13 protein-coding genes and 1 pseudogene are annotated in these 19,750 nt (G+C 73.6%); 7 read left to right on the top strand and 7 right to left on the bottom strand.

Annotated elements, in window-relative coordinates; translation table 11 throughout:
- Nucleotides 1-288: 288 nt before the first annotated feature.
- Nucleotides 289-696 (top strand): annotated as a pseudogene (locus tag AB0G01_RS23905) (ABC transporter ATP-binding protein); the annotation flags it as partial.
- Here the strand turns inward: AB0G01_RS23905 and AB0G01_RS23900 are convergent.
- A complete protein-coding gene (locus AB0G01_RS23900; protein ID WP_360949040.1) occupies nt 690-4,304 on the bottom strand; it encodes a BTAD domain-containing putative transcriptional regulator in 3,615 nt (1,204 codons plus the stop codon). The pseudogene AB0G01_RS23905 and the gene AB0G01_RS23900 overlap by 7 nt on opposite strands.
- Before the next feature lie 234 nt (nt 4,305-4,538).
- Between AB0G01_RS23900 and AB0G01_RS23895 the strand changes: the two genes are divergently transcribed.
- Both AB0G01_RS23895 and AB0G01_RS23890 read left to right on the top strand, forming a co-directional pair.
- Entirely contained in the window at nt 4,539-5,627 is a 1,089-nt protein-coding gene (locus tag AB0G01_RS23895; RefSeq protein ID WP_360949038.1) for a histidine kinase, read from the top strand.
- Nucleotides 5,624-6,301 carry a response regulator transcription factor gene (locus AB0G01_RS23890; protein WP_360949036.1) on the top strand — a complete coding sequence of 226 codons (678 nt, stop codon included), beginning with the start codon at nt 5,624-5,626 and terminating at the stop codon, nt 6,299-6,301. The genes AB0G01_RS23895 and AB0G01_RS23890 overlap by 4 nt, the downstream gene beginning before the upstream one ends.
- Nucleotides 6,302-6,317: 16 nt before the next feature.
- On the opposite strand, the gene AB0G01_RS23885 is transcribed toward AB0G01_RS23890, so the two are convergent.
- The gene (locus tag AB0G01_RS23885) at nt 6,318-6,809 is read right to left on the bottom strand and encodes a DUF6069 family protein (RefSeq protein ID WP_360949034.1); all 492 of its coding nucleotides are present in this window, start codon (nt 6,807-6,809) and stop codon (nt 6,318-6,320) included.
- Nucleotides 6,810-7,321: 512 nt separating this feature from the next.
- On the opposite strand from AB0G01_RS23885, the gene AB0G01_RS23880 reads away from it, so the two are divergent.
- On the top strand, nt 7,322-7,786 hold the full coding sequence (locus tag AB0G01_RS23880) for a hypothetical protein (protein WP_360949032.1): 465 nt from the start codon (nt 7,322-7,324) through the stop codon (nt 7,784-7,786).
- Nucleotides 7,787-7,955: 169 nt separating this feature from the next.
- Here the strand turns inward: AB0G01_RS23880 and AB0G01_RS23875 are convergent, their stop codons facing one another.
- Genes AB0G01_RS23875 through AB0G01_RS23855 form a run of 5 tightly spaced genes read right to left on the bottom strand, consistent with a single transcriptional unit; the run spans nt 7,956 to nt 16,094 of the window.
- Nucleotides 7,956-8,954, bottom strand: a complete 999-nt coding sequence (locus AB0G01_RS23875; RefSeq protein WP_360949029.1) for an aldo/keto reductase — start codon at nt 8,952-8,954, stop codon at nt 7,956-7,958.
- Nucleotides 8,954-10,681 carry a CocE/NonD family hydrolase gene (locus AB0G01_RS23870; RefSeq protein ID WP_360949026.1) on the bottom strand — a complete coding sequence of 576 codons (1,728 nt, stop codon included), beginning with the start codon at nt 10,679-10,681 and terminating at the stop codon, nt 8,954-8,956. Before AB0G01_RS23870 ends, AB0G01_RS23875 begins: the two co-directional genes overlap by 1 nt.
- Nucleotides 10,674-13,244 carry a N,N-dimethylformamidase beta subunit family domain-containing protein gene (locus AB0G01_RS23865; protein ID WP_360949024.1) on the bottom strand — a complete coding sequence of 857 codons (2,571 nt, stop codon included), beginning with the start codon at nt 13,242-13,244 and terminating at the stop codon, nt 10,674-10,676. The genes AB0G01_RS23870 and AB0G01_RS23865 overlap by 8 nt, the downstream gene beginning before the upstream one ends.
- A gap of 40 nt (nt 13,245-13,284) precedes the next feature.
- Entirely contained in the window at nt 13,285-14,199 is a 915-nt protein-coding gene (locus AB0G01_RS23860) for a helix-turn-helix transcriptional regulator (RefSeq protein WP_360949022.1), read from the bottom strand.
- Between the two features lie 14 nt (nt 14,200-14,213).
- A complete protein-coding gene (locus tag AB0G01_RS23855) occupies nt 14,214-16,094 on the bottom strand; it encodes an ABC transporter ATP-binding protein (RefSeq protein ID WP_360949020.1) in 1,881 nt (626 codons plus the stop codon).
- Between the two features lie 247 nt (nt 16,095-16,341).
- Between AB0G01_RS23855 and AB0G01_RS23850 the strand changes: the two genes are divergently transcribed.
- The 3 genes from AB0G01_RS23850 to AB0G01_RS23840 are packed head-to-tail and all read left to right on the top strand — an operon-like array spanning nt 16,342 to nt 19,741.
- Nucleotides 16,342-17,934: an ABC transporter substrate-binding protein gene (locus tag AB0G01_RS23850; protein ID WP_360949018.1), complete on the top strand. Its 1,593-nt coding sequence runs from the start codon at nt 16,342-16,344 to the stop codon at nt 17,932-17,934.
- 5 nt (nt 17,935-17,939) lie between these two features.
- Complete coding sequence (locus AB0G01_RS23845) at nt 17,940-18,884, top strand: ABC transporter permease (RefSeq protein WP_360949016.1); 945 nt, start codon at nt 17,940-17,942, stop codon at nt 18,882-18,884.
- Nucleotides 18,881-19,741, top strand: coding sequence for an ABC transporter permease (locus tag AB0G01_RS23840; protein ID WP_360949014.1), 861 nt, complete (start codon nt 18,881-18,883; stop codon nt 19,739-19,741). Before AB0G01_RS23845 ends, AB0G01_RS23840 begins: the two co-directional genes overlap by 4 nt.
- Nucleotides 19,742-19,750: the final 9 nt, after the last annotated feature.

Here is a 19,750-nt window from a genome sequence, read left to right as displayed (position 1 = left end):
CCGGACCTCTCCGGCACCCGGAGCGGTCAACGCGAAACCGGTCAGGCAGCGCATCACCCCGGACGCGAACCCGCGCCGGGACGGCACGACGCCGTGGCCGATCTCCACCGCGTCGTCCCGCAGCGGCCGGAACAGGCCGATCGACCCGACGACCAGACCGCTGTCGTGTTCGACGACCAGGCGGTGGCCGTACCGGCCGCCGGCTCAACCTCGCCGAGCTGATCGGGCTCGGTGCGGTGCTGGTCGTGGGCTTCCTGCTGGTGCGTGCCGGGGCGCGACGATCGGCGCGGCGTGGCCTTGGCGGACGTCGACGCGGACGCCCTGCGCACGACCGTCGCCCTGGTGACGCAGGAGGTCCACGTGTTCGCGGGCACGCTGGCCGAGGACCTGCGCCTGGCCCGGCCGGACGCCGGCGAGCCGGAGCTGTGGGCGGTGCTGGACACCGTGGGCGCTGCGGAGTGGGTGCGGGCGCTGCCCGACGGGCTGGACGCGGTCGACGGCGACGGCGGGCACGGCCTGACCGTGGTGCAGGCGCAGCAACCGGCCCGGCGGGTGCTGCGGGACCGGACGGCGATCGTGGTGGCCCACCGGCTGACCCAGGCCGGGTCGGCGGACCTGGTCGTGGTGCTGGACCAGGGCCGCGTCGTGGAACAGGGCGCGCACCACGACCTCGTCACGACAGGCGGGCACTACGCCCGGCGGGGGCGCTCCTCGGCGGGACGGGTCGGGGTGACCGCGCCGGCGGTCCGGGTCGTGCACTCGGGGCACGTCGTGCCGGTGTCCTCGGGCACGGACAGCTCCGCGAAGGCCGCACACGCCGTCAGGCGCGCACGGACCGCGCTGTCGTGGTCCCCCAGCGCGCAGTGGGCGCGCGCCAGCCCGTGGTGGGCGCACGCCCGCCGGTACGGGTCGTCCGCGTGCAGGGCGCGGCGGAAGGCGTCCAGGGCGCGTTCCGGGTGGCCGGTGCGCAGGGCCAGCAGCCCCAGTTCGCGGTGCACCTCGGCGCGCAGCTCACCGTCGTCGAGGACGTCGCCGATCGCCGCCGCGTCGTCGAGGAGCGCGCGGGCCTCGGCGTGCCCGCCCCGCTCGGCCAGCACCGAACCCAGGCCGCACAGCGCTTCCGCCTCCTGGCGCGCGCCGCCGAGTCGGCGGAACCGGTCGAGCGCGTCGCGGTAGTGGCCCTCGGCGAGGTCGGTCGCGCCGGTCGCGCGGTGGACGTGACCCAGGTTGAGCGCGTTCGCCGCCTGGCCGTAGCGGCTGCCCAGCTTGTCGGCCACGACCTGGACGCGCCGGCAGTGCGCCAGGGCCCGGCTCGTGTCGCCGGTGCGCAGGGCGAAGCCGGCGACGGCGGTGCAGGCGGTGATCTCGCCGAACGGGTCGTCGACCCGCTCCCGGATTTCGAGCACGCGCTCGCCCTGCGCCAGGGCTTCCCGGTACCGACCGGCGAGGTAGTGGGTGATGGCGATGTTGGTCGAGGTCCGGACCACGCCCACCACGTCGGCCAGGTCCCGGCGCACCGCCAGCGCCTCGCCGTAGACGTCGAGCGCGGCCTCGTAGTCGCGGCTGGTGTGGTGCGCGGTGCCCAGGCTGTTGAGCAGTTCCGCCGCCGCCGCCCGGTCGCCGGTGGCCCGCGCCGAGGCCAGGCCGACCCGGTGGGTGGTGATCCAGTCGTCGACCAGCCCCCGGGTGGACATGTGCCGCCACAGCAGCCGGGGCAGCCGCGCGGCGTGGGTGTGCAGGCCGAGCCCGGCGGCGAACCGCACCGCCGTCACGAGCGCCGCCCACTCCCGCTCCAGCCACCGCGCCGCCGCCTCCCGGTCGGCGAACGGGCCGACCCGCCCGAGCGCGGCCAGGTCGGTCTCCACCGCGTCGACGGCCGCCGCCGCGCGGTCGGCGTACCAGCCGAGCACCCGTCCGGCGGTCGCGGTCCGGTCGCCCGCCAGTTCCGCCGCGTAGATCCGCAGCAGGTCGTGCACGCGGTACCGGTCGACGTCGACCTCCTCCGCGAGGTGCGCACCGACCAGGACCGCCAGGTCGGCGTCCACCGGCCGGCCGACGGACGCGGCGACGACCTCGGGACCGAAATCGGCGGTGGGCAACGAGCTCAGCGCCCGGAACAGCTCCGCCGCGCTCGCCGGCAGCGCCCGGTAGGACCACTGGAACGCCGCGCGCACCGCCGCCGACGCGTCGCCCGGCGGGGACAGCAGGTCCAACCGCCGGGTCACGTCGGCCAACTGCTCGACCACCGCCGCCAGCGGGACGCCGGGCCGGCGCACGGCGCGGTGCGCGGCGATCCGCAACGCCAGGGGCAGCCCGCCGCACAGCCGCGCCAGCCGCACGACGGCCTCCGGCTCGGCGTCCGCGCGGTCGTCGCCGAGCACCCGGCGCACCAGCAGCACCCCGTCCGCCTCCCCCACCGGGCCGACCGCGACGACCCGCGCGCCGCCGTGCACGGCGAGCGCCGCCGGTTCGTTCCGGCTGGTCACGATCACCGCGCAGGCCGGCGAGCCGGGCAGCAGCGGGCGCACCTGGTCCCACGAGGCGGCGTCGTCGAGCACGAGCAGCACCCGGCGCTCGGCCAGCACGGTCCGGAAGAGCGCGGCGCGTTCCGCCTCGTCCTCCGGCACCCGCTGCGCGTCCACGCCGAGCGCGCGCAGGAAGCGGCCCAGCACGACCACCGGCGGCTCCGGCTCCCCGGCGGCGTGCCCGCGCAGGTCGGCGTGCAGGTGGCCGTCGGGGAACCGGTCCGCGACGCGGTGCCCCCACCACAGCGCCAGCGCGGTCTTCCCGACCCCGGGCGGGCCGACCAGCGCGACCACCGGCGCGTCGAGCCGCCGCACCAGGTCGGACCGGCCGACCAGCGCGCCGGCGGCGGGCAGTTGCCGGGGCACCGCCACCGCACCGCCGGCACCGCCGTCGAGCAGCCTGGTGTGCAGCCGCTCCAGCGCCTCGCCGCCGGTCCGCCGCACCGCCGTCGCGGCGTCGGCCCGCCGCCCGGCCCGGTGCAGCGCCAGCACGTGCAGCCGGGCGGGCCGCTCCCGGTCGGGGTGCCCGGCGACCAGCGCGGCCAGCTCGTCGACGACCTCGCGGTGCAACCCGAGCTCCAGATCGGCTTCGAGGCGGTCCTCCAGCGCGGCCAGCCGCTCCTCGACCAGCTCCGCGACGATCCGCGACAACCCCGGGCCCCCGGTCGTGCCCCGCAGCGGTTCGCCGCGCCACAGCTCCAGCGCCGCGCCCAGCACCCGGCGGCGGGCCGCCGGGTCGGGCGTCTCCCGGGCCCGCGCGACGAGCGCCCGGAACCGGTGCACGTCCACCGCGTCCGGGTCGACGGCCAGCCGGCAGCCGCCCTCCACGACGACCTCGGCGACCAGGTCCCGCAGCCGCGCCGCGCCGCCGGCCGGCTCCTCCCCCAGCACGTCGGCGAGCTCCGCGTGCGGGACGCGGCGGCCCGCGTGCAGCGCGAGCACCGCGAGCAGGCAGCGCAGCCGGGGGTCGGGCACGGGCACCGGCACGCCGGAGTCCACCACCTCGACCGGGCCGAGCAGCGCGATCGACAGCCCGCCGAGGCGGTCCGCGCGGTCCTCGGCGAGCAGGTCGCGGTGCAGCCGGCGCAGTTCCGGTCCGGGGTCCGCGCCGGTCTCGTCGGCCAGCCGGGCGCGCGTCGCGAGGTAGTGCTCCAACGCCTCCGCGCGCCGCCCGGTCCGGTGCAGCGCGAGCATGAGCTGTCCGGCGATCCGCTCGTCGAACGGGTGCGCGTCGGCCAGCGCGGACAACGCCGGCAGCACCTCGGCGGACCGGCCCAGGTCGACCAGGAGGTCGATCCGGTCCAGGTCGGCGGCGAGCCGCCGGCGGTGCAGGCCGGTGCGCACGGTGTCCAGCCACGGCGAGTCCAGACCCGCGAACGCGTCGCCCCGCCACAGCCCCAGCGCCCGGTCGAGCAGGTCCAGCGCGGCCGGCCCGTCCGCGTCCGTCGCCCGGCGCACGAGCTCGGTGAACCGGTGCGAGTCGACGCTCTCCGGGTCGGCGTCCAGCACGTAGCCGCCGTGCCGGCGGGTGATCGTGACGCCGGTGTCGGCCGGGAGCGCCTTGCGCAGCCGGTACAGGTAGCCGTAGAGGGTCGTGCGCGCGCTGTGCGGCGCGTGCTCGCCCCACACCCGCTCGACCAGGACTTCCAGCCGCACCACCCGACCGACGTCCACGAGCAGCGCGGCCAGCACGCACAGTTGCCGCGCGTGACCGAGGTCGACGCGCACCCCGTCGACCGTAGCTCCGACGTCCCCCAGCACACCGAAACGCACGTCCATGCGGTCCAACGTCCCAGATCCGGAGCGGGGCACCGCCGAAAACCCGGCTCCGGTAGGCCGTTCGGGGCAGCCGGATTCCAGATTCGCCCCAGATCCGCTCCAGCGGTCCGCTCGGCAAGGGACCGGCACCGTCCTCACAGGACGGTCGCGGGCCTCCGCGTACCCCCACGGGGGTAGTCGGGAGCATCCCGAGGAAGGGCGACCGGACGCCCGGGTTGTCGCTAGCGTGGGCCGGTGCGCTCCCAGTCGATCCTGGTGGACGTGTTGCTGGCCGTCGTGTTCACGTCGCTCATCACGACCACCCTCCTGTCCTACGGCGACCCCGACGCGCTGACCGTCGTCGTCAGCGCGCTCATGGTCGCGCCCATCGCGCTGCGGCAGCGCGCGCCGGTCGTCACGATGTGCGTGATCCTCGCGGCGATGGCCGGGTACCTGCTGTTCGGCCGCGACCTGTACCCCAACGTCGGGGTGGGCGTGCTGGTGGCGATGTTCACGGTGGCGATGCTGCGGCCCCGGTGGGTGGCGGCGGTGATGTTCGCGCTGGCGAACCTCGTGACGGTGCTGCTCTACGCGCACTCGACCCCGTCGCTGACGGCGGCGGACGTGGTGTACTCCTCGGCGCTCCTGCTCGGCGTGTGGGCGCTCGGCGAGAGCACGCGGCGGTGGGGCGACCGGGTCGAGCGACTGGCCGAACGCGCCGCGCAGGCCGCCGCCGACGAGCGGATGCGGATCGCGCGGGAGCTGCACGACGTGGTGGCCCACCACATGTCCGTGGTGTCGCTCCAAGCCGGTGTAGCGCAGTACGTGCTGGACAGCGACCTGGACACGGCGCGCGCGGCGATCGCGACGGTCGGCGACACCAGCCGGGAGGCGTTGACCGAGCTGCGGCGGCTGCTCGACGTGCTGCGCATCGACGGCCACGGCGAGCTCGCCCCGCAACCCGGTCTCGCCGACCTGGCCGGCCTGGTGGAGCGCACCCGGCGGGCGGGCGTGCCGGTCGACGTGGTGGTGACCGGCGAAGCGCGCACCCTGCCGCCGGGACCCGACCTGTGCGCGTACCGCGTGGCGCAGGAGGCGCTGACCAACGTCCTCAAGCACGCCGGACCGGCCACCGCCCGGATGGCGCTCGACTACACCCCCCACACCCTGGCGGTGGAGATCGTGAACACCGGCCGGTCGCCGGCACCGCAGCCCGGCCACACGCCGCACGGCCTCCAGAACATGCGGGAACGGGCCGAGCTGTACGGCGGGACGGTCGTCGCCGGCCCCGTGGACGGGGGCTTCAGCGTGGTCCTGCGGCTGCCCACCGGGCGTGACCGGTGACCACGCGCGTGCTCGTCGCCGACGACCAGCCGCTGATCCGGGCCGGCCTGGTGGCCCTGTTCACCGCCGCGCCCGGCTTCACCGTCGTCGGGCAGGCGGCGAACGGCGAGGAGGCCGTCGCGCTGGCCGCCGAGACCCGGCCCGACGTGATCCTGATGGACGTCCGGATGCCGGTGGTGGACGGCATCGCCGCCACCCGGCGCATCCTGGCGGGCCCCGCCGACCCGCTGCCCCGGGTGGTCGTGCTCACCACGTTCGACCTGCCCGAGTACGTCTGCACGGCGTTCGGCGAAGGCGCGTCGGGGTTCCTGCTCAAGGAGACCCCGCCGGACCGGATCATCTCGGCGGTGCGGGCCATCGCGGCGGGGGACGTCCTGCTCGCCCCCGCCATCACCCGACGCCTGGTCGAGACCTACACCGAGCGGCACCGGGCGACCTCGACCACGCCGTCGCGGCTGGCGGAGCTGACCGCCCGCGAGACGGAGGTGCTGCGGCTGGTCGCGTTCGGCCTGTCGAACCAGGACATCGCCGGCCGGCTGGTCCTCAGCGAGGCCACGGTCAAGACGCACGTCAAGCGCCTGATGTCCAAGCTCCGCCTCACCAGCCGCGCCCAGGCCGTCGTCGCGGCCTACGAGTCGGGCCTGGTGACCCCTCTCGGCCGACGCGACCTGTGACGCCGGCCCGGCCCGGTCAGTACTCGTAGGGCTCGGTGGCCCCCCGGCCCCAGTCCGGGTGCGTGCGGGCTCCGCTGCGGGCCACGCCGTTGAGCATGAGCACGATCGAGACGCCGAGCACGAGGTTGATCAGCGCCGTCGCCAGGCCGGGGCCGCCGAAACCGCCGATGCCCAGCGGCAGGATCACCGCGATCGCGGTCAGCAGCAACCCGATCCAGGTGAAGAACCGGCGCGCCCGGGGGGTGCTGACGATCAGCAGGTTGAGCAGGCCGGTGGCCAGCAGCGCCGCCAGGGCGGCCCCCAGCGCGTAGGTCGCGGTGTTGGCGTTGCCCCACACCCCCTCGCCCTCCGGGGCGAGCACGGCGACGCCCAGCAGGCCGCGCGAGACCAGGATGCCGACGACGGCCAGCAGCGCGGCGACGACGGCGGTGGCGACACCGCCGGCCCACAGCCGGCCCGCGCCGCCCGACGCCGACGACGGGACGGACGTGTCCCAGGCCCCGGTCACCGCGCACCTCCCGCGCCGGGCGCTGAGCCGTTCGGGACGCAGCCCGCTCGCCTGGGCAGCACCGACATCGCGACCATCCCCTCGTGACGGATCTCCGGACGCTGCCGGACAGTGTCGCGCCGACCGGCCTCCGACGCCCGCCGACCACCCCTCGTCCCGTAACCGGAATGGGTGAACACGCCCGACGTGACACCGTCCACGGAGCGGAGGGACCAGGTGCCGCACCGGATTCGGGCGCTGTGCCCGATTCACGAAAGGGTGGAAAAACTTCGGGGTGGTCCGGTCTCGCACGCCCGAGGTGGCCGATCGGGCCGGCGTCCGGAGTGGACGGTGCCGACCGGGCCGCGACCAGCACCGACAGGCCGCACCACGCCGTTCGCGATCATTCGTCCTCAGTGGACTCCGGGAGGTCAGTGACAGGACCTCTGCCGTGAGTGTCTTTTTCCGTCGACCGCGCCGGACGAGTATTCGTACTGCGAAACGGTTGCTTGACCTGTAGGGAGCGAAGAGGCATGGGCAAGTACGATCACCTGTTTGTCGAGAACATGCTGGAGTGCGCCGACGACCTGGTCAACGAGGGGGCCGCGGCCGGTGGCGAGCGCCCGGCCAACATCGGCAACCCGTTCGGGCTGATGCGCGGCATCGACGTCGACCTGAGCAAGGTCCACATGGCCTACAGCTGGATCAACCCGACGACCGAGCAGGTCCACTGGGTGAACGACCACGAGCACACCTACGACGAGGTGCTGATGTGGATGGGCAACGACCCGGACAACATCCACGACCTCGGCGCGGAGCTGTACCTCGACATCGAGGGTGAGCGGCACACGGTCACCACGACCGGTGCGGTGTTCATCCCGGCCGGGGTCCGGCACTGCCCGCTCGGCTTCAACCGGGTCGATCGCTCGTTCTCGTTCATCGCGCTGTCGCTGAACCCGGAGTACGCGTCGGACGAGAACGTGCCGGCGCACTCCTGAGCGGTTCCCCGCGAGTGCGGGCCCGGCGGTTCCTCCGCCGGGCCCGCACTCCCGTCGCGGCGCTGACGCGCCGCCGGTCCGGTGTCCGGACCACGTCGACGTCCGTGGACGCGGAGAACACGGGCACGGGTGCGGGCCGGGCGGGAACACCGCCCGGCCCGCACTCGCGTCAGGGCACGACCGGGCCGCTGCCCGCGCCGGTGGCCCGCACCGCCGAGGAGATCTCGGCCAGGTCGTCCGGCCACAGGTGGAGCGTGGTGGCCGGCAGCCACCCGTCGACCTGGGCGGGGGTGCGCGCCCCGGCGATCGCCGTCGACACGCCCGGCACGGACGTCGTCCAGGCGATCGCGACCGCGCCCACCGGGACGCCGTGCCGCGCGGCGATCGGGCGCAGCGCGTCCTGCAACGCCAGGTTGCGCTCCAGCGCGGGCGACTGGTAGTCCGGGTTGCGCGAGCGCCAGTCGTCGGCGGGCAGGCTCGCGGCGCGTTCGGCGGTGAACGCGCCGGTCAGCAGGCCCGCGCCCATCGGGCTGTAGACCAGCACGCCGGTGCCGTTGCGCGCGCACCACGGGATCACGTCCGCCGCCGCGTCCCGGCGGATCAGCGACAGCGGCGGCTGGAGCGTCTCGACGTGGCCGACCGCCTCGCACCGGTCGAGCAACCCGACGTCCAGGTTGGACACCCCGGCGTGGCGGACCTTGCCCGCCGCCAGCAGTTCCAGCACGGTCCCCCAGGACTCCTCGATCGGCGGGCCGTTCGGGTCCGGGGCGTGGATCTGGTACAGGTCCAGGTGGTCGACGCCCAGCCGGCGCAGCGAGTCGTCGCACTCGCGGCGGATCGACCCGGGGGTGAGGTCCTGGCCCTCGACGCCGTCGTCGTCCCACACCAGGCCGCACTTGGTGAACACCAGCGGGCGGTCGGCCGGCGGCAGCGCGGCCAGCGCGCGGCCCACCACCTCCTCCGCGTGCCCGAAGCCGTACACCGGCGCGGTGTCGATCCAGTTCACGCCGCCGTCGAGGGCCCGGTGGATCGCGGCGACCGACTCGTCGTCGGACTGCGCGCCCCAGCCCATCACGCCGGGGCCGCCGGTCACCCAGCTCCCGAAGCCGACCGCGCTGATCGTCAAGCCGGTGCCGCCCAACTCGCGCGCACCCGTTTCCCGTGCCATCAGGATTCCGTTCGGTAGGGCCGCGTCGCGTCCGGTGGTACCACCGGCAGCACGACGCGGGACAGGGCGGGACCGCCGTGGTGCACGGTCTGCAACGCGCTGATCATCTCCGACGAGGTGCCGGCCGGCTCTCCGGTGTTCGGGTTGCGGTCGAAGTGCGGGAAGTTGCTGCTGGACACCTCGACCCGGATGCGGTGGCCCGGCCGGAAGACCGTGCTGGTCGCGCCCAGGTCGATGCGGTACTCCACCACCTCGCCCGGGGTGACCGGCTTCGGCACCCCGTCCCGGTACCGGGCGCGCAGGATGCCGTCGCTGATGTTCTGCGCGTACCCGCACGGACCGACGTCGACCAGCTTCGCGGTCCAGTCGGTGTCCAGCGCCGTGGTCGCGGCGTGCAGCACGACGCCGATCGGGCCGGTCACGTCCAGCGGCTCGGTCAGCGGCTCGCTGGTGTAGACGAGGACGTCCTCACGCGCCTCGACCGGCCGCTGGTCGTAGACCCCGCCCTGGGTGTGCACGGGGCTGCAACACAGCGCCCCGCCCAGGGTGGGCACCGGGTTGCGCGGGTTGTAGACGTAGCTGTCCGGCGGCTGGTCGCCCGGCGTCTCGCGGGACAGCCGCCCGTCACCGTGCAGCGTGTTGGCCCGGCCGTCGCTGTGCAGGTACCAGTCCTGGTACTCGGTGCCCGGCAGCGGCCACGAGTCCGCGACCCGCCACCGGTTCGCGCCCATGGCGTACAGCAGCACCGACGGGTCGTCCCCGCCCGCGCCGCGCAGCCACCGGTCGAACCACCGGAGCTGCAACCCCTCCACGTCGAGCGCGCCGGCCGTGGACCGACCGCCGAAGTTCATCGAGCCGACCGGGTTGCCCCGGAAGAGCCCCTCGTGCGGCCACGGCCCGACCAGCAGGCGCTGCCGGTCCCCCACCGGGCTCCGCGCCGCCATCCCGGCGTAGTTCGCGAGCGTGCCGCCCAGGAACGTGTCGTACCAGCCGCCCATGTTGAACGCGGCGACGGTCATCTCCGGGTACGCCCGGGAGACGTCCAGCCGCTCCCAGTACTCGTCGTACTCGGGGTGGCGCAACCACTCCCGGTAGTACGGGGCGACGTCGTCCAGGTACGGGTGGTCGGCCAGCGGCAGCACCCGCGCGGTGTCCGGGAACCCGTCGGAGGCGTCGGTCAGCGCCTCGCGCACCGAGGCGGGCGCGGACGGGTCGCGACCGGCGTTGTGCGCGGCCAGCGACAGCGTCCAGCCCAGGCTGAAGCCGAGCTGGAACGCGCCGCCCCGGTACACCCAGCCGTGGTGGTAGCTCGACGCGGTGACGTTCGGCGCGATGGCCTTCAACGCCGGGTGCCCGGACATGGCGGCCTGCCACTGGGTCACCCCGTCGTAGGAGCCGCCGAACATCCCGACGTTGCCGTCGCACCACGGTTGGGCCACCGCCCAGTCCACCGAGTCGTACCCGTCGTCGCGCTCGTGGACGAACGGCGTGAACGTGCCGCCCGACGCACCCCGGCCCCGGGTGTCCTGCATGACGACGGCGTACCCCGCGGACGCCGCGCGCAGGGCGAAGGTGCCGTACATGCCCAGACCTGTGCGGTCGTAGGGGGTGCGGAAGATCAACGTGGGACAGCGCTGCCCCACCGGTCGGTACACGTCGGCGCGCAGCACCGTCCCGTCGCGCAGGGGAACGGCGACGGCGCGGTCCACGGTCAGTGATTCAGTCATTGTCCGCCAGCCAGTGGTCGAGGACGTTGCGGGTGAGGGTGGACAGCCCGTTGTCGTAGCCGTTCGCGGACAGCCCACTGCTGAAGGAGATCGAGCCGGTGGCGAACACCGAGCCGCCTCCGCGCGTCGTGAAGTACACGATGTCCGAGCGCACGTCGGGGTTTTCCGTGGCACCCATGCCGGGGTGCGTGCCGCTGAGCTCCTCCACGGCGAACTGGTAGCCGTCGCCGAGCCCTTCGGAGGTGGCCAGCACGACCGCGTCCGGCGGGCTGCCCAGCGCGGGGTCGTAGCGGTCGATCTCGTTGCCGGCCGCTCCCCCGTTGTCCAGCGACGCGTCGCCGAACACCTGCGGCACGTCGTCCAGCAGCGGTGTCGCCGGGTCGCGGTGGGCGTCCGGGCCGACCCGGTACCAGCCGGACGGCCCGCCGCCCTGGGCGCTGAAGCCGACCCCGAACACCTTCTGCGGCGCGCGGTTGCGCCCGGCCCACAGCCCGCCGCGCTCGCCGGTGGTGGCGTGGTGGTACTCGCCGGGCCGGGCCTGCCAGCTCCGGGTGCCGTTCTCGCCCCGGCGCAGCTCCATCACGTGCGGCAGCTCCGGGTGGAAGGAGACCACCCAGTAGTAGCCGTTGCCGCCCAGGTAGGCGAGGTTGCCGCCGCCGTCCACGTACTGCTCGATCGCGTCGATCATCGGCTCGGAGGCGTACTCCGGGTGCGACCCGGTGAGCACGCCCCGGTAGCGGCGCAGCAGGTCGACGCCCTCGGCGTGCAGGTCGTGGTCGGTGATCACGTCGAACGAGTAGCCCAGCGCGGTCAGCCAGTCGAGGATGTAGAGGTCCGAGGCCAGCATGAACGGCGAGAGGTGGATCCGGAACCCCGGCGCGAGGGTGAGGATCGGCCGCCGCCACGAGGTGTAGCAGACGCCGCTGCCGTCGGTGTGCCGCGCGTAGGCGGAGTGGCCCAGGTCGTAGCGGTGCTCCAGGAACACCGTCCCCGGCGGCACCACCGGCACGTACCCGAGCCCGCGCTCGTTCGAGTACGCCAGGTAGGTGGCGGTGGGCAGCATCAGCGCGAGCCGGCCGGTGGCCACCCCGGCGGGCGGGCGGACCACGAACGGGATGGACTGCTCGCACGAGCCGTCGACCGCCGCGACCCGCAGCGCGTACACGCCGCTGTGCAGGTCGGCGGGCACGGTGAACTCGTGGCTGGGCGTCCAGTCGGCGTCGGCCAGCGCGTCGTCGTGGAAGTGGATCGCGGCGTACCCGCGCGGGTCGACCGCGTAGTGCTCGACGCGCCCGGAGAAGTGCCGGCCGGTCACGCCGCGCACCGGCAGGTTGACCAGCCGCCCGTCCAGGCCCGGCCGCCCGACGCACGGGACCACCAGGCCCGCCGCGGTCTCCCCCGGCTCGAACGCCCAGCGCAGCGACGCGTCGTGGTCCTCGGACACGGCGGCCAGCAGCGCGGCGCGGGTCAGCGGGTGCGGCCAGAAGCCGGGGCGCTCGATCTTGCCGTTGTAGTGGCCGGAGTCCGGGGTGCGGGCCCCGAACAGCAGGTCGCCGTGGTCGGCCGGGGTGAACGCGGCGGTGACGCGTTGTTCGACCACCTGCGGGCGGTCGTCCACCACGATCGGGCTCACCCGGCTGTTGACGCTGGTCACCAGCGGTCGGGTGACCAGGGTGGCGCGCCCGGTCGCCGGGTCGTAGCTCGCCGCCAGGCCGTGCCACAGGTGCGCGGCCAGCGGGGTCTCGGCGCGGACGGCGGTCTCCTGGGTGCCGTCGCCCAGCCAGAGCGTCGGGCGGCCCACCTCGTCCAGGCCGAGCGCGTAGCCGCGCGACCCGTCGTTCCAGCGCGCCAGCACGGCCTGCGGGCCGCCGGTCACGTGCGTCGGGTGGACGTAGGCGGCGACGGTGAACCCGCCCTCGCCGGTGGTCGCGCCGTGCGGGTCGCGGACCGCGATGTGCGAGCCGACCCGGGTGCGCTGGGTGTGGCCCCGGTGGCGGCCGAGCCAGGCGTCGGGAATCCGCTCGACGCGGACGCCGGGGCCGGCCGGGTCGTCCACGGTGTGCCGCAGCCGCAGCAGCTCGGTGGTGTACTCGGCGACGTCCTCGGCGCTGACCATGAACGTGATCGCCTCGCCGGGGGCGGCGCTGACCCGGTCCGCGTAGCCGAGCAGGACCGGCGCGTCCTGCCGCAGCTCCGGGCCGTCCACCGCGTCCACCGGGGGGTCGCCCCAGCCGAACACGTCGAACAGCTCGCGCCGCAGGCACGCCTCGCGCGCCTGCTCCGGTCCGGTGAACACCCGTCGGTCGGCGAGCCGGTAGGTCTCGCCGCGCCGGGCGGGCGGGCGGACCAGCCGCCACTGCCCGCCGGCCGTGTCGTGCACGCACACCCGGTCGGCCGGCGGGCGGGTGTCGAGGAACCGCGCCAGGCGGCTGAGCGGCTCCTGGTGGACCGCCTGGGGATCGCGCAGCCAGGCGGTCACCAGCTCATCGGTGAGCAGCGGGCGGAGCTGCTCGGCGAGGCGCTCGGCGAACCGCGCCCGGATGGCCACAACTGAGGAGTCCATGCTCCGACGTTAGGCAGCGCCGCCGCGCACGGGCAGCCCGTCAGGTCGGCGGCCGTGTCACTGAGCGGAGGTGATCCGCCCCGCTCACCCGGCGGCGGAACTCGCCGGGGCTCATCCCGCACTCCCGCTTGAAGAACCGGCCGAAGTAGGACGGGTTGTCGAAGGACAACCGGTCCGACACCTGGGCCACGGTGAGGTCCGTGTGCGTCAGCAGCCGCTTGGCCTCCACCGCGAGCGCGGCCCGGATGATCTCCGCCGGGCGCTTGCCGGTGGTCCGCTTCACCACGTCCGCCAGGTGCTTGGGGGTGACGCCGATGCGGCTGGCGTAGCCGCGCACGGACTGCTCGTGCGGCAGCTCCTCGCTGACCAGCCGGAGGTAGCGCCGGGCCAGGGCGGTACCCCGGTCCTCCTCCACGGCGCTGGTGCCCGCGTCGCGGTGCAGCCGGCGCATCTCCACCAGCAGGATGTGCAGGTAGGCCTGGAGCACCGACAGGTCCGCGCCGCCGGGCCGGCGGTACTCCCGCTCCAGCGCCGCGATCAGCGACGTGACCGGTGTGATCTGCTCGGCGGCCAGGTGCAGGGCGTGCCCGGTGCCCAGCGGGTCGAGCGCCAGGGACCGGCGCGGTGACACGCGGTCCCCGTACTGGGGCACCAGGAACTCCTCCTGGAACACCATCACGTGCCCCTCCAGGGGCTCGTGGTGCTCCCAGAACTGGACCTGGCCCGGTGCGATGAAGTACAGCGTCACCGGGGCCACCTGGTAGGGCACGAAGTCGATCACGTGCGTGCCCGACCCGCCGGTGACGCAGACCAGCTCGTAGAACTCGTGGCGGTGCGGGTAGGGGGCGTCCGACCAGGGCGAGAGGTCGGCGAACGACCCGATGGCGAACCCCGGCGGACCGTCGGCGATCAGCGGGTCGTCGAAGCGGTGGATCGGCAGGGGCACGGCCTGCACGGAGCCTCCCGGTGTCACTCGTGCGAGCCGGCGGGGCGCGCGGCCCCGTACGCGGCGGGCGAGGTGATGCCGGGGTTGGCGGCCAGCAGGCTGCGGGTGTACTCGTGGCTCGGCGACGCCGCGATCCGCTCCGGCGTGGCCACCTCGATCAGCTTGCCGTCCTTCATCACGCCGACCCGGTCCGCGACGGACAGGATCAGGCTCAGGTTGTGGGTGATGAACAGGAAGCCGAGGTCGTGCTCCCGGCGCAGGTCCAGCAGCAGGTTCATCACCTGCCCCTGCACCGACACGTCCAGCGCCGAGGTGGGCTCGTCGGCCACGATCAGCCGGGGCTCCGGGGCGAGCGCGCGGGCGATGGCCACCCGCTGCCGCTGGCCGCCGGAGATCTGCGCCGGAATCCGGTCGATCACCGCCTTCGGCAGGCCCACTTCGTCCAGCAGGCGCTCGACCCGCTTGCGCAGGGCCGGTCCGCGCAACGTGGTCAGCTCGCGCAGCGGTTCGGCGATGATCCGGCCGATGGTGTGCCGGGGGTCCAGCGAGCTCTGCGGGTCCTGGAACACCAGTTGCACGGTGCGCCGGAACGCGCGGGCCTCGCCTTCCAGACCGCGCGGGGTGTGGAGCTGACCGGCCACGCTGATCGTGCCCTCGGTGGGGTGGTCCAGCGCCGCGACGATCTGGCCGAGCGTGGTCTTGCCGCTGCCGGACTCGCCGACCAGGCCGAAGAACTCGCCCGGCCGGAGGGCCAGGCTCACCCCGTCCACCGCGGCCATCCGCTCGCGCCGGCGCAGGCCCAGCAGGCCGCCGGAACTCCCGCTGCGGGTGACGAACGTGCGCCGCACGTCCTTGATCTCCAGCAGCGGCTCGACCGGCTCGACCGCGGTGACCACCTCGGCCGGGGCGGGCGGCGGCAGCTCCACCGGACCGGCACCGGGGTTCCAGCACGCGACCTCGACCGGACCGATGGCCATCGGCGGCGGCTCTTCGGTCACGCAGCGCTCCACGGTGTGCGCGCAGCGCGGCGCGAACCGGCAGCCGGGCAGCGCCGCCCCGGCCTCCGGCACCGAGCCGGTGATCGCGGGCAGCCCGTCGACGCGGCGCACCCCGACCTGCGGCACGCACTCCACCAGCGCGCGCGTGTAGCGGTGGCGGGGCGAGTCGAGCACCTCGGCCGCCGGGCCCGCCTCGACCAGCCGACCCGCGTACAGCACGGCGATCCGGTCCGCGATCTCCGCGGCGACCCCCATGTCGTGGGTGATGAACACGCACGCCATGCGGTGTTCCCGCTGCACCTTGCGGAACAGCTTGAGGATCTCGGCCTGGGTGGTGACGTCCAGCGCGGTGGTCGGCTCGTCGGCCAGCAGCAGGTCGGGTCCGGCCATCAGCGCCATCGCGATCATCACCCGCTGCTGCATCCCGCCGGAGAGCTGGTGCGGGTACAGGTTCGCGACCCGTCGCGGGTCGCTGAACCCGACCTCGCCCAGCAGTTCCAACGCGCGGGCCAGCGCACCGGCCCGTGCTTCGCCCCGGCGGGTGCCGCCGGGCTCGTGGGCCTCCACGAGTTGTGCGCCGATCCGCTGCGCCGGGTTGAGCGAGTCCAGGGCCTCCTGGAACACCATGCCGATCCGCCGGCCGCGGAACGTGCGCATGTGCGCGGCGCTCAGCCCGGTCAGGTCGACGTCGTCCAGGCGGACCTCGCCGGTGGTGCGCACCGGCGTGACGAACTCCAGCAGCCGGATGACCGACAGGACGGTGACCGTCTTGCCGCTGCCGGACTCGCCGACGACGCACAGGGTCTGCCCGGAGTCGAGGGTGAGGCTGAGCTCGTGGACCAGTTCGGTGTCCACCCCACCGGTGGGCACGGCGACCGAAAGGCGGTCGATCTCCAGTAGCGACATGGGTGTCATCCCTTCCGCCGGCCGGTGCGGCCTGAGAATCCGGTGATTCTGCACACGGATGACCTCGGGGTACAAGGATTCCGGGAAAGTGTGCAGCCAGCGACAAACGTCTGTCCACAGTGGTGGCCGGGTACCGGCCCACTTCGCCTCAGTGACATAAATGCCGACATCGGCGTCTGTGCGGTCTCCGCCGGCCGGGCTACGTTCTCGGCCACCGACCTGCGGAAATCAGGCGCGAGGAGCCGCAATGGAGCGCACCGAATCACGTCGTCTCAGGCACAGGATCGCCGCCCTCGCAGTGGTCGGGCTGGTACTCACCGCCTGCGCCACCCCGAAGGGCAGCACGACCGGCGACGCGGGTCCACCCGCACGCGGGGGAAATCTGACCGTCCGACTGGCCCAGGACCCGGGCTCGCTCGACACGGTGAAGAACTCCAACGCCGGCACCACCTACATCGGTCACGAGGTGTTCGAGCAACTGGTCACCATCGACGCGAACTACCAGCCGCAGCCCGTGCTGGCGGAGTCGTACCGGAAGGCCGACGACGGACTGGGCTTCACCTTCACCCTCCGCAAGGGGATCGTGTTCGCCGACGGAACACCCCTGCGGGCGGCGGACGCCGTGGCGTCGCTGCGCTACTGGGTGGACAACGGCAGCTACGCCGGGTCGCTCAAGCCCGTGCTCAAGGACATCTCCGCGCCCGACGAGAGCACCGTCCAGGTGACGTTGAGCGCGCCGTTCAACCTCGTCGCGCTGATGGCCGCCAGCCACGGCACCGGGATTCGCAAGGAGTCCGACGTCGCCGCCGCCGGGCCGACCGGCATCCCCCGGGAGAAGTCGGTGGGCACCGGGCCGTACAAGGTGAAGACCTGGACGCCGGGCCAGGAGATCGTCCTGGAGCGCAATGACAGGTACCAGGCACCCGAGGGCGAGTCCAGCGGGTACGCCGGGGCCAAGAACGCCTACCTCGACACCCTCACCTACAAGGTCGTGGGCGACTCCGACGCCGTGCTCAACGGCCTCCAGACGGGGCTGCTGGACGTCGCCGAGCCGTCGCACGACCAGTACGACCAGATCAAGCGCAGCGACAACCTCAAGATCGGCGTGGAGGCCGCGGCGAACATCCAGTACATCGCGCTCAACCACAACTCCGGGTCGATCTTCGCCAAGCCGCAGGCCCGGGACGCGATGAACCTGATCGTCGACAAGGCGGCGGTGATGGCGTCGCAGGGCGTGCCCGAGCTGGTGTCCGCGAGCAACGGCGCGTTCGCCACGCAGACCAACAAGGGCATGTACTCCGAGGCCGGCAAGGGCAAGTGGGAGCAGCACGACCCGGAGCGCGCCAAGCAGCTCTTCGCCGAGGCCGGGTTGCGGCCCGGTCAGACCATCCGGATGATCACCACCGACGAGTTCCCGCAGTTCAAGGACGCGCTGGTGCTCGTGCAGAGCCAGTTGCAGAAGATCGGGGTCACGGCGAGCATCGACAGCTACGACTTCGCCACGCTGATGGGGCGCAAGAACAACGAGCCCGACAGCTGGGACGTGCTGGCGCTGATGGACGACGCCAACCCGCCGGTCCCGTCCTACAGCGACAACGTGCAGGGCATGGACAACATGGGCTACCCGCGCGACCAGCTCGCGCCGCTGCTGAGCGACTACAACTCGGCCGACACGCCGGAGGAGCAGAAGCAGGCGATCGACGAGGTCCAGGAGTTCACCTCGCGGAACCTGCCGACCATCACGCTCTACAACGCCAAGTCCTACGTGGCCTTCAGCTCCAAGGTGCGCGGCTACGAGGGCTGGGGCATGGAGTTCGCCGACGTCTGGCTGGCGGGGTAGCCCCGGTGGCGGCCGTCGTCCTGCGCCGGTTGCGCGACCTGCTGGTCGTGCTGTTCGTGGTCGGCACCGTGCTGTTCTTCCTGCTGCGCTCGATTCCCGGCGACCCGGCCCAGGTGCTGCTGGGCACCAAGGCCGCGCCGGAGGCGCTGGACCGGCTGCGCCGGGAGCTCGGGCTGACCGGTCCGCTGCACGAGCAGTACCTGCACTGGCTGGGCAACGTGCTGACGGGCGATTTCGGCACGTCGATCAAGTACCAGCTACCGGTGCCGCAGATGATCGTCGACCACATCGCGCCGACCCTGACCCTGGCCGTCCTCGGCACGGTGATCAGCTTCCTGCTGACCGTGCTGATCGTCACCTGGGTCACCGTGTCGCCGCACAGCGGAGCGGCCCGGTTCGTCAACCGGGTCGCCCAGTTCGGGCTCGCCCTGCCCGAGTTCTGGCTGGCGCTGGTGGCGGTCTTCCTGTTCGCCCTGACCCTGGGCTGGTTCCCGACCAGCGGGTACACCCCGCTGTTCGAGGACCCGGCGACCGCGATCTCCCAGCTCGCGCTGCCGGTGGCGGTGCTCGTGGTGGGCCAGACCGCGTTCCTCACCATCACCATGGAGGAGAGCGTGCTGGGCGAGCTGTCCCAGCTCTACCTGCGCACCGCGCGGGCCAAGGGCGTCGGCGAGCGGCGGATCGTGCTGCGGCACGTGCTGCCCAACTCGATGCTGCCGGTGCTCACCACCGTGGGGTTGAACTTCGCGTCGCTGATCGGCGGCGTGGTGGTGATCGAGAGCATCTTCGTCATCCCCGGTCTCGGCACGATGCTGCTCGGTGCCGTGTACGCCCGGGACTTCCCGCTCATCCAGGGAGGGGTCATGTTCATCGCGTTCCTGTTCGTGCTGGTGAACCTGCTGGTCGACCTCGCCTACGCGCTGGTCGACCCGAAGGTGCGGGTGTCATGACGACGGTGGTGCCGACCGTCCGGGCGTTCGTCCGGCGCAACGCCACGCTGCTGGTCGCGGGCGGGCTGCTGGCCGCGCTCACCCTGCTGGTGCTGGTGCTGCCGCTGTTCCTGCCCGACCCGAACGCGCCCGACCCGGTGCGGCGGCTGCTGCCGCCGTCCGGGGAGCACCCGATGGGCACCGACAAGTACGGCCGGGACCTGTTCGCCCGCTGGGCGTCCGCCGGCCGGGTGTCCATCGGGATGACCGTGCTGATCACGGTGTGCGCGGCCTCGCTGGGCACGTTCATCGGGCTGGTGGCGGGCTACTTCGGCCGCGCCGGCACGGTGATCATGCGGGTCGTGGACGCGTGGATGGCGTTCCCGTCGATCATCCTGGCGATCGTGTTCGCGGTCGTCGTCGGACCGGGGATGCTGAGCGAGCTGCTCGCCGTGACGATCATCTTCACGCCGTACACGGCCCGGATCATCCGCAGCCGCGTGCTCGGCCTGACCACCCGCACCTACGTCAAGGCGGCGCGGGTGTCCGGGATGGGGCCGTGGAAGACCCTGGCCGTGCACATCCTGCCCAACACGCTGCCGCTGGCGGTGGTGCAGTGCGTGCTGCTCTCGGCGGGTGCGATGCTCATCGACGGGTCGCTGAGCTTCCTCGGCCTCGGCATCTCGCCACCCACGGCGACCTGGGGGAACATGGTCGCCGACGGGCGCACCTACCTCCAGGACCACCCGACGATGGTGATGTTCCCCGGTCTGACCATCGCGCTGTTCGTGTTCCTGCTCAACCTCGCCGGCACCAGCCTGCGCGCGTTCGTCGACCCGAGGGCGCGGATGCTGCTCGCGCAGCGGCGGCGGCGATGAGCGGACCAC

It is taken from the genome of Actinosynnema sp. NPDC023587, from assembly GCF_040640215.1.
In the GTDB taxonomy this organism is placed as follows: Bacteria; Actinomycetota; Actinomycetes; order Mycobacteriales; family Pseudonocardiaceae; genus Actinosynnema.
The sequence above is the reverse complement of the archived record's forward strand: the minus strand, read 5'-3'. Positions and strand labels throughout refer to the sequence as shown.

Excerpts from the sequence above, each read along its gene's own strand:
- AB0G01_RS23870 (WP_360949026.1), bottom strand. The coding sequence starts at position 10,681 with ATGACTGAATCACTGACCGTGGACCGCGCCGTCGCCGTTCCCCTGCGC.
- AB0G01_RS23840 (WP_360949014.1), top strand. The coding sequence starts at position 18,881 with ATGACGACGGTGGTGCCGACCGTCCGGGCGTTCGTCCGGCGCAACGCC.
- AB0G01_RS23855 (WP_360949020.1), bottom strand. The coding sequence starts at position 16,094 with ATGTCGCTACTGGAGATCGACCGCCTTTCGGTCGCCGTGCCCACCGGT.
- AB0G01_RS23865 (WP_360949024.1), bottom strand. The coding sequence starts at position 13,244 with ATGGACTCCTCAGTTGTGGCCATCCGGGCGCGGTTCGCCGAGCGCCTC.
- AB0G01_RS23880 (WP_360949032.1), top strand. The coding sequence starts at position 7,322 with ATGGGCAAGTACGATCACCTGTTTGTCGAGAACATGCTGGAGTGCGCC.
- AB0G01_RS23850 (WP_360949018.1), top strand. The coding sequence starts at position 16,342 with ATGGAGCGCACCGAATCACGTCGTCTCAGGCACAGGATCGCCGCCCTC.
- AB0G01_RS23875 (WP_360949029.1), bottom strand. The coding sequence starts at position 8,954 with ATGGCACGGGAAACGGGTGCGCGCGAGTTGGGCGGCACCGGCTTGACG.
- AB0G01_RS23900 (WP_360949040.1), bottom strand. The coding sequence starts at position 4,304 with ATGGACGTGCGTTTCGGTGTGCTGGGGGACGTCGGAGCTACGGTCGAC.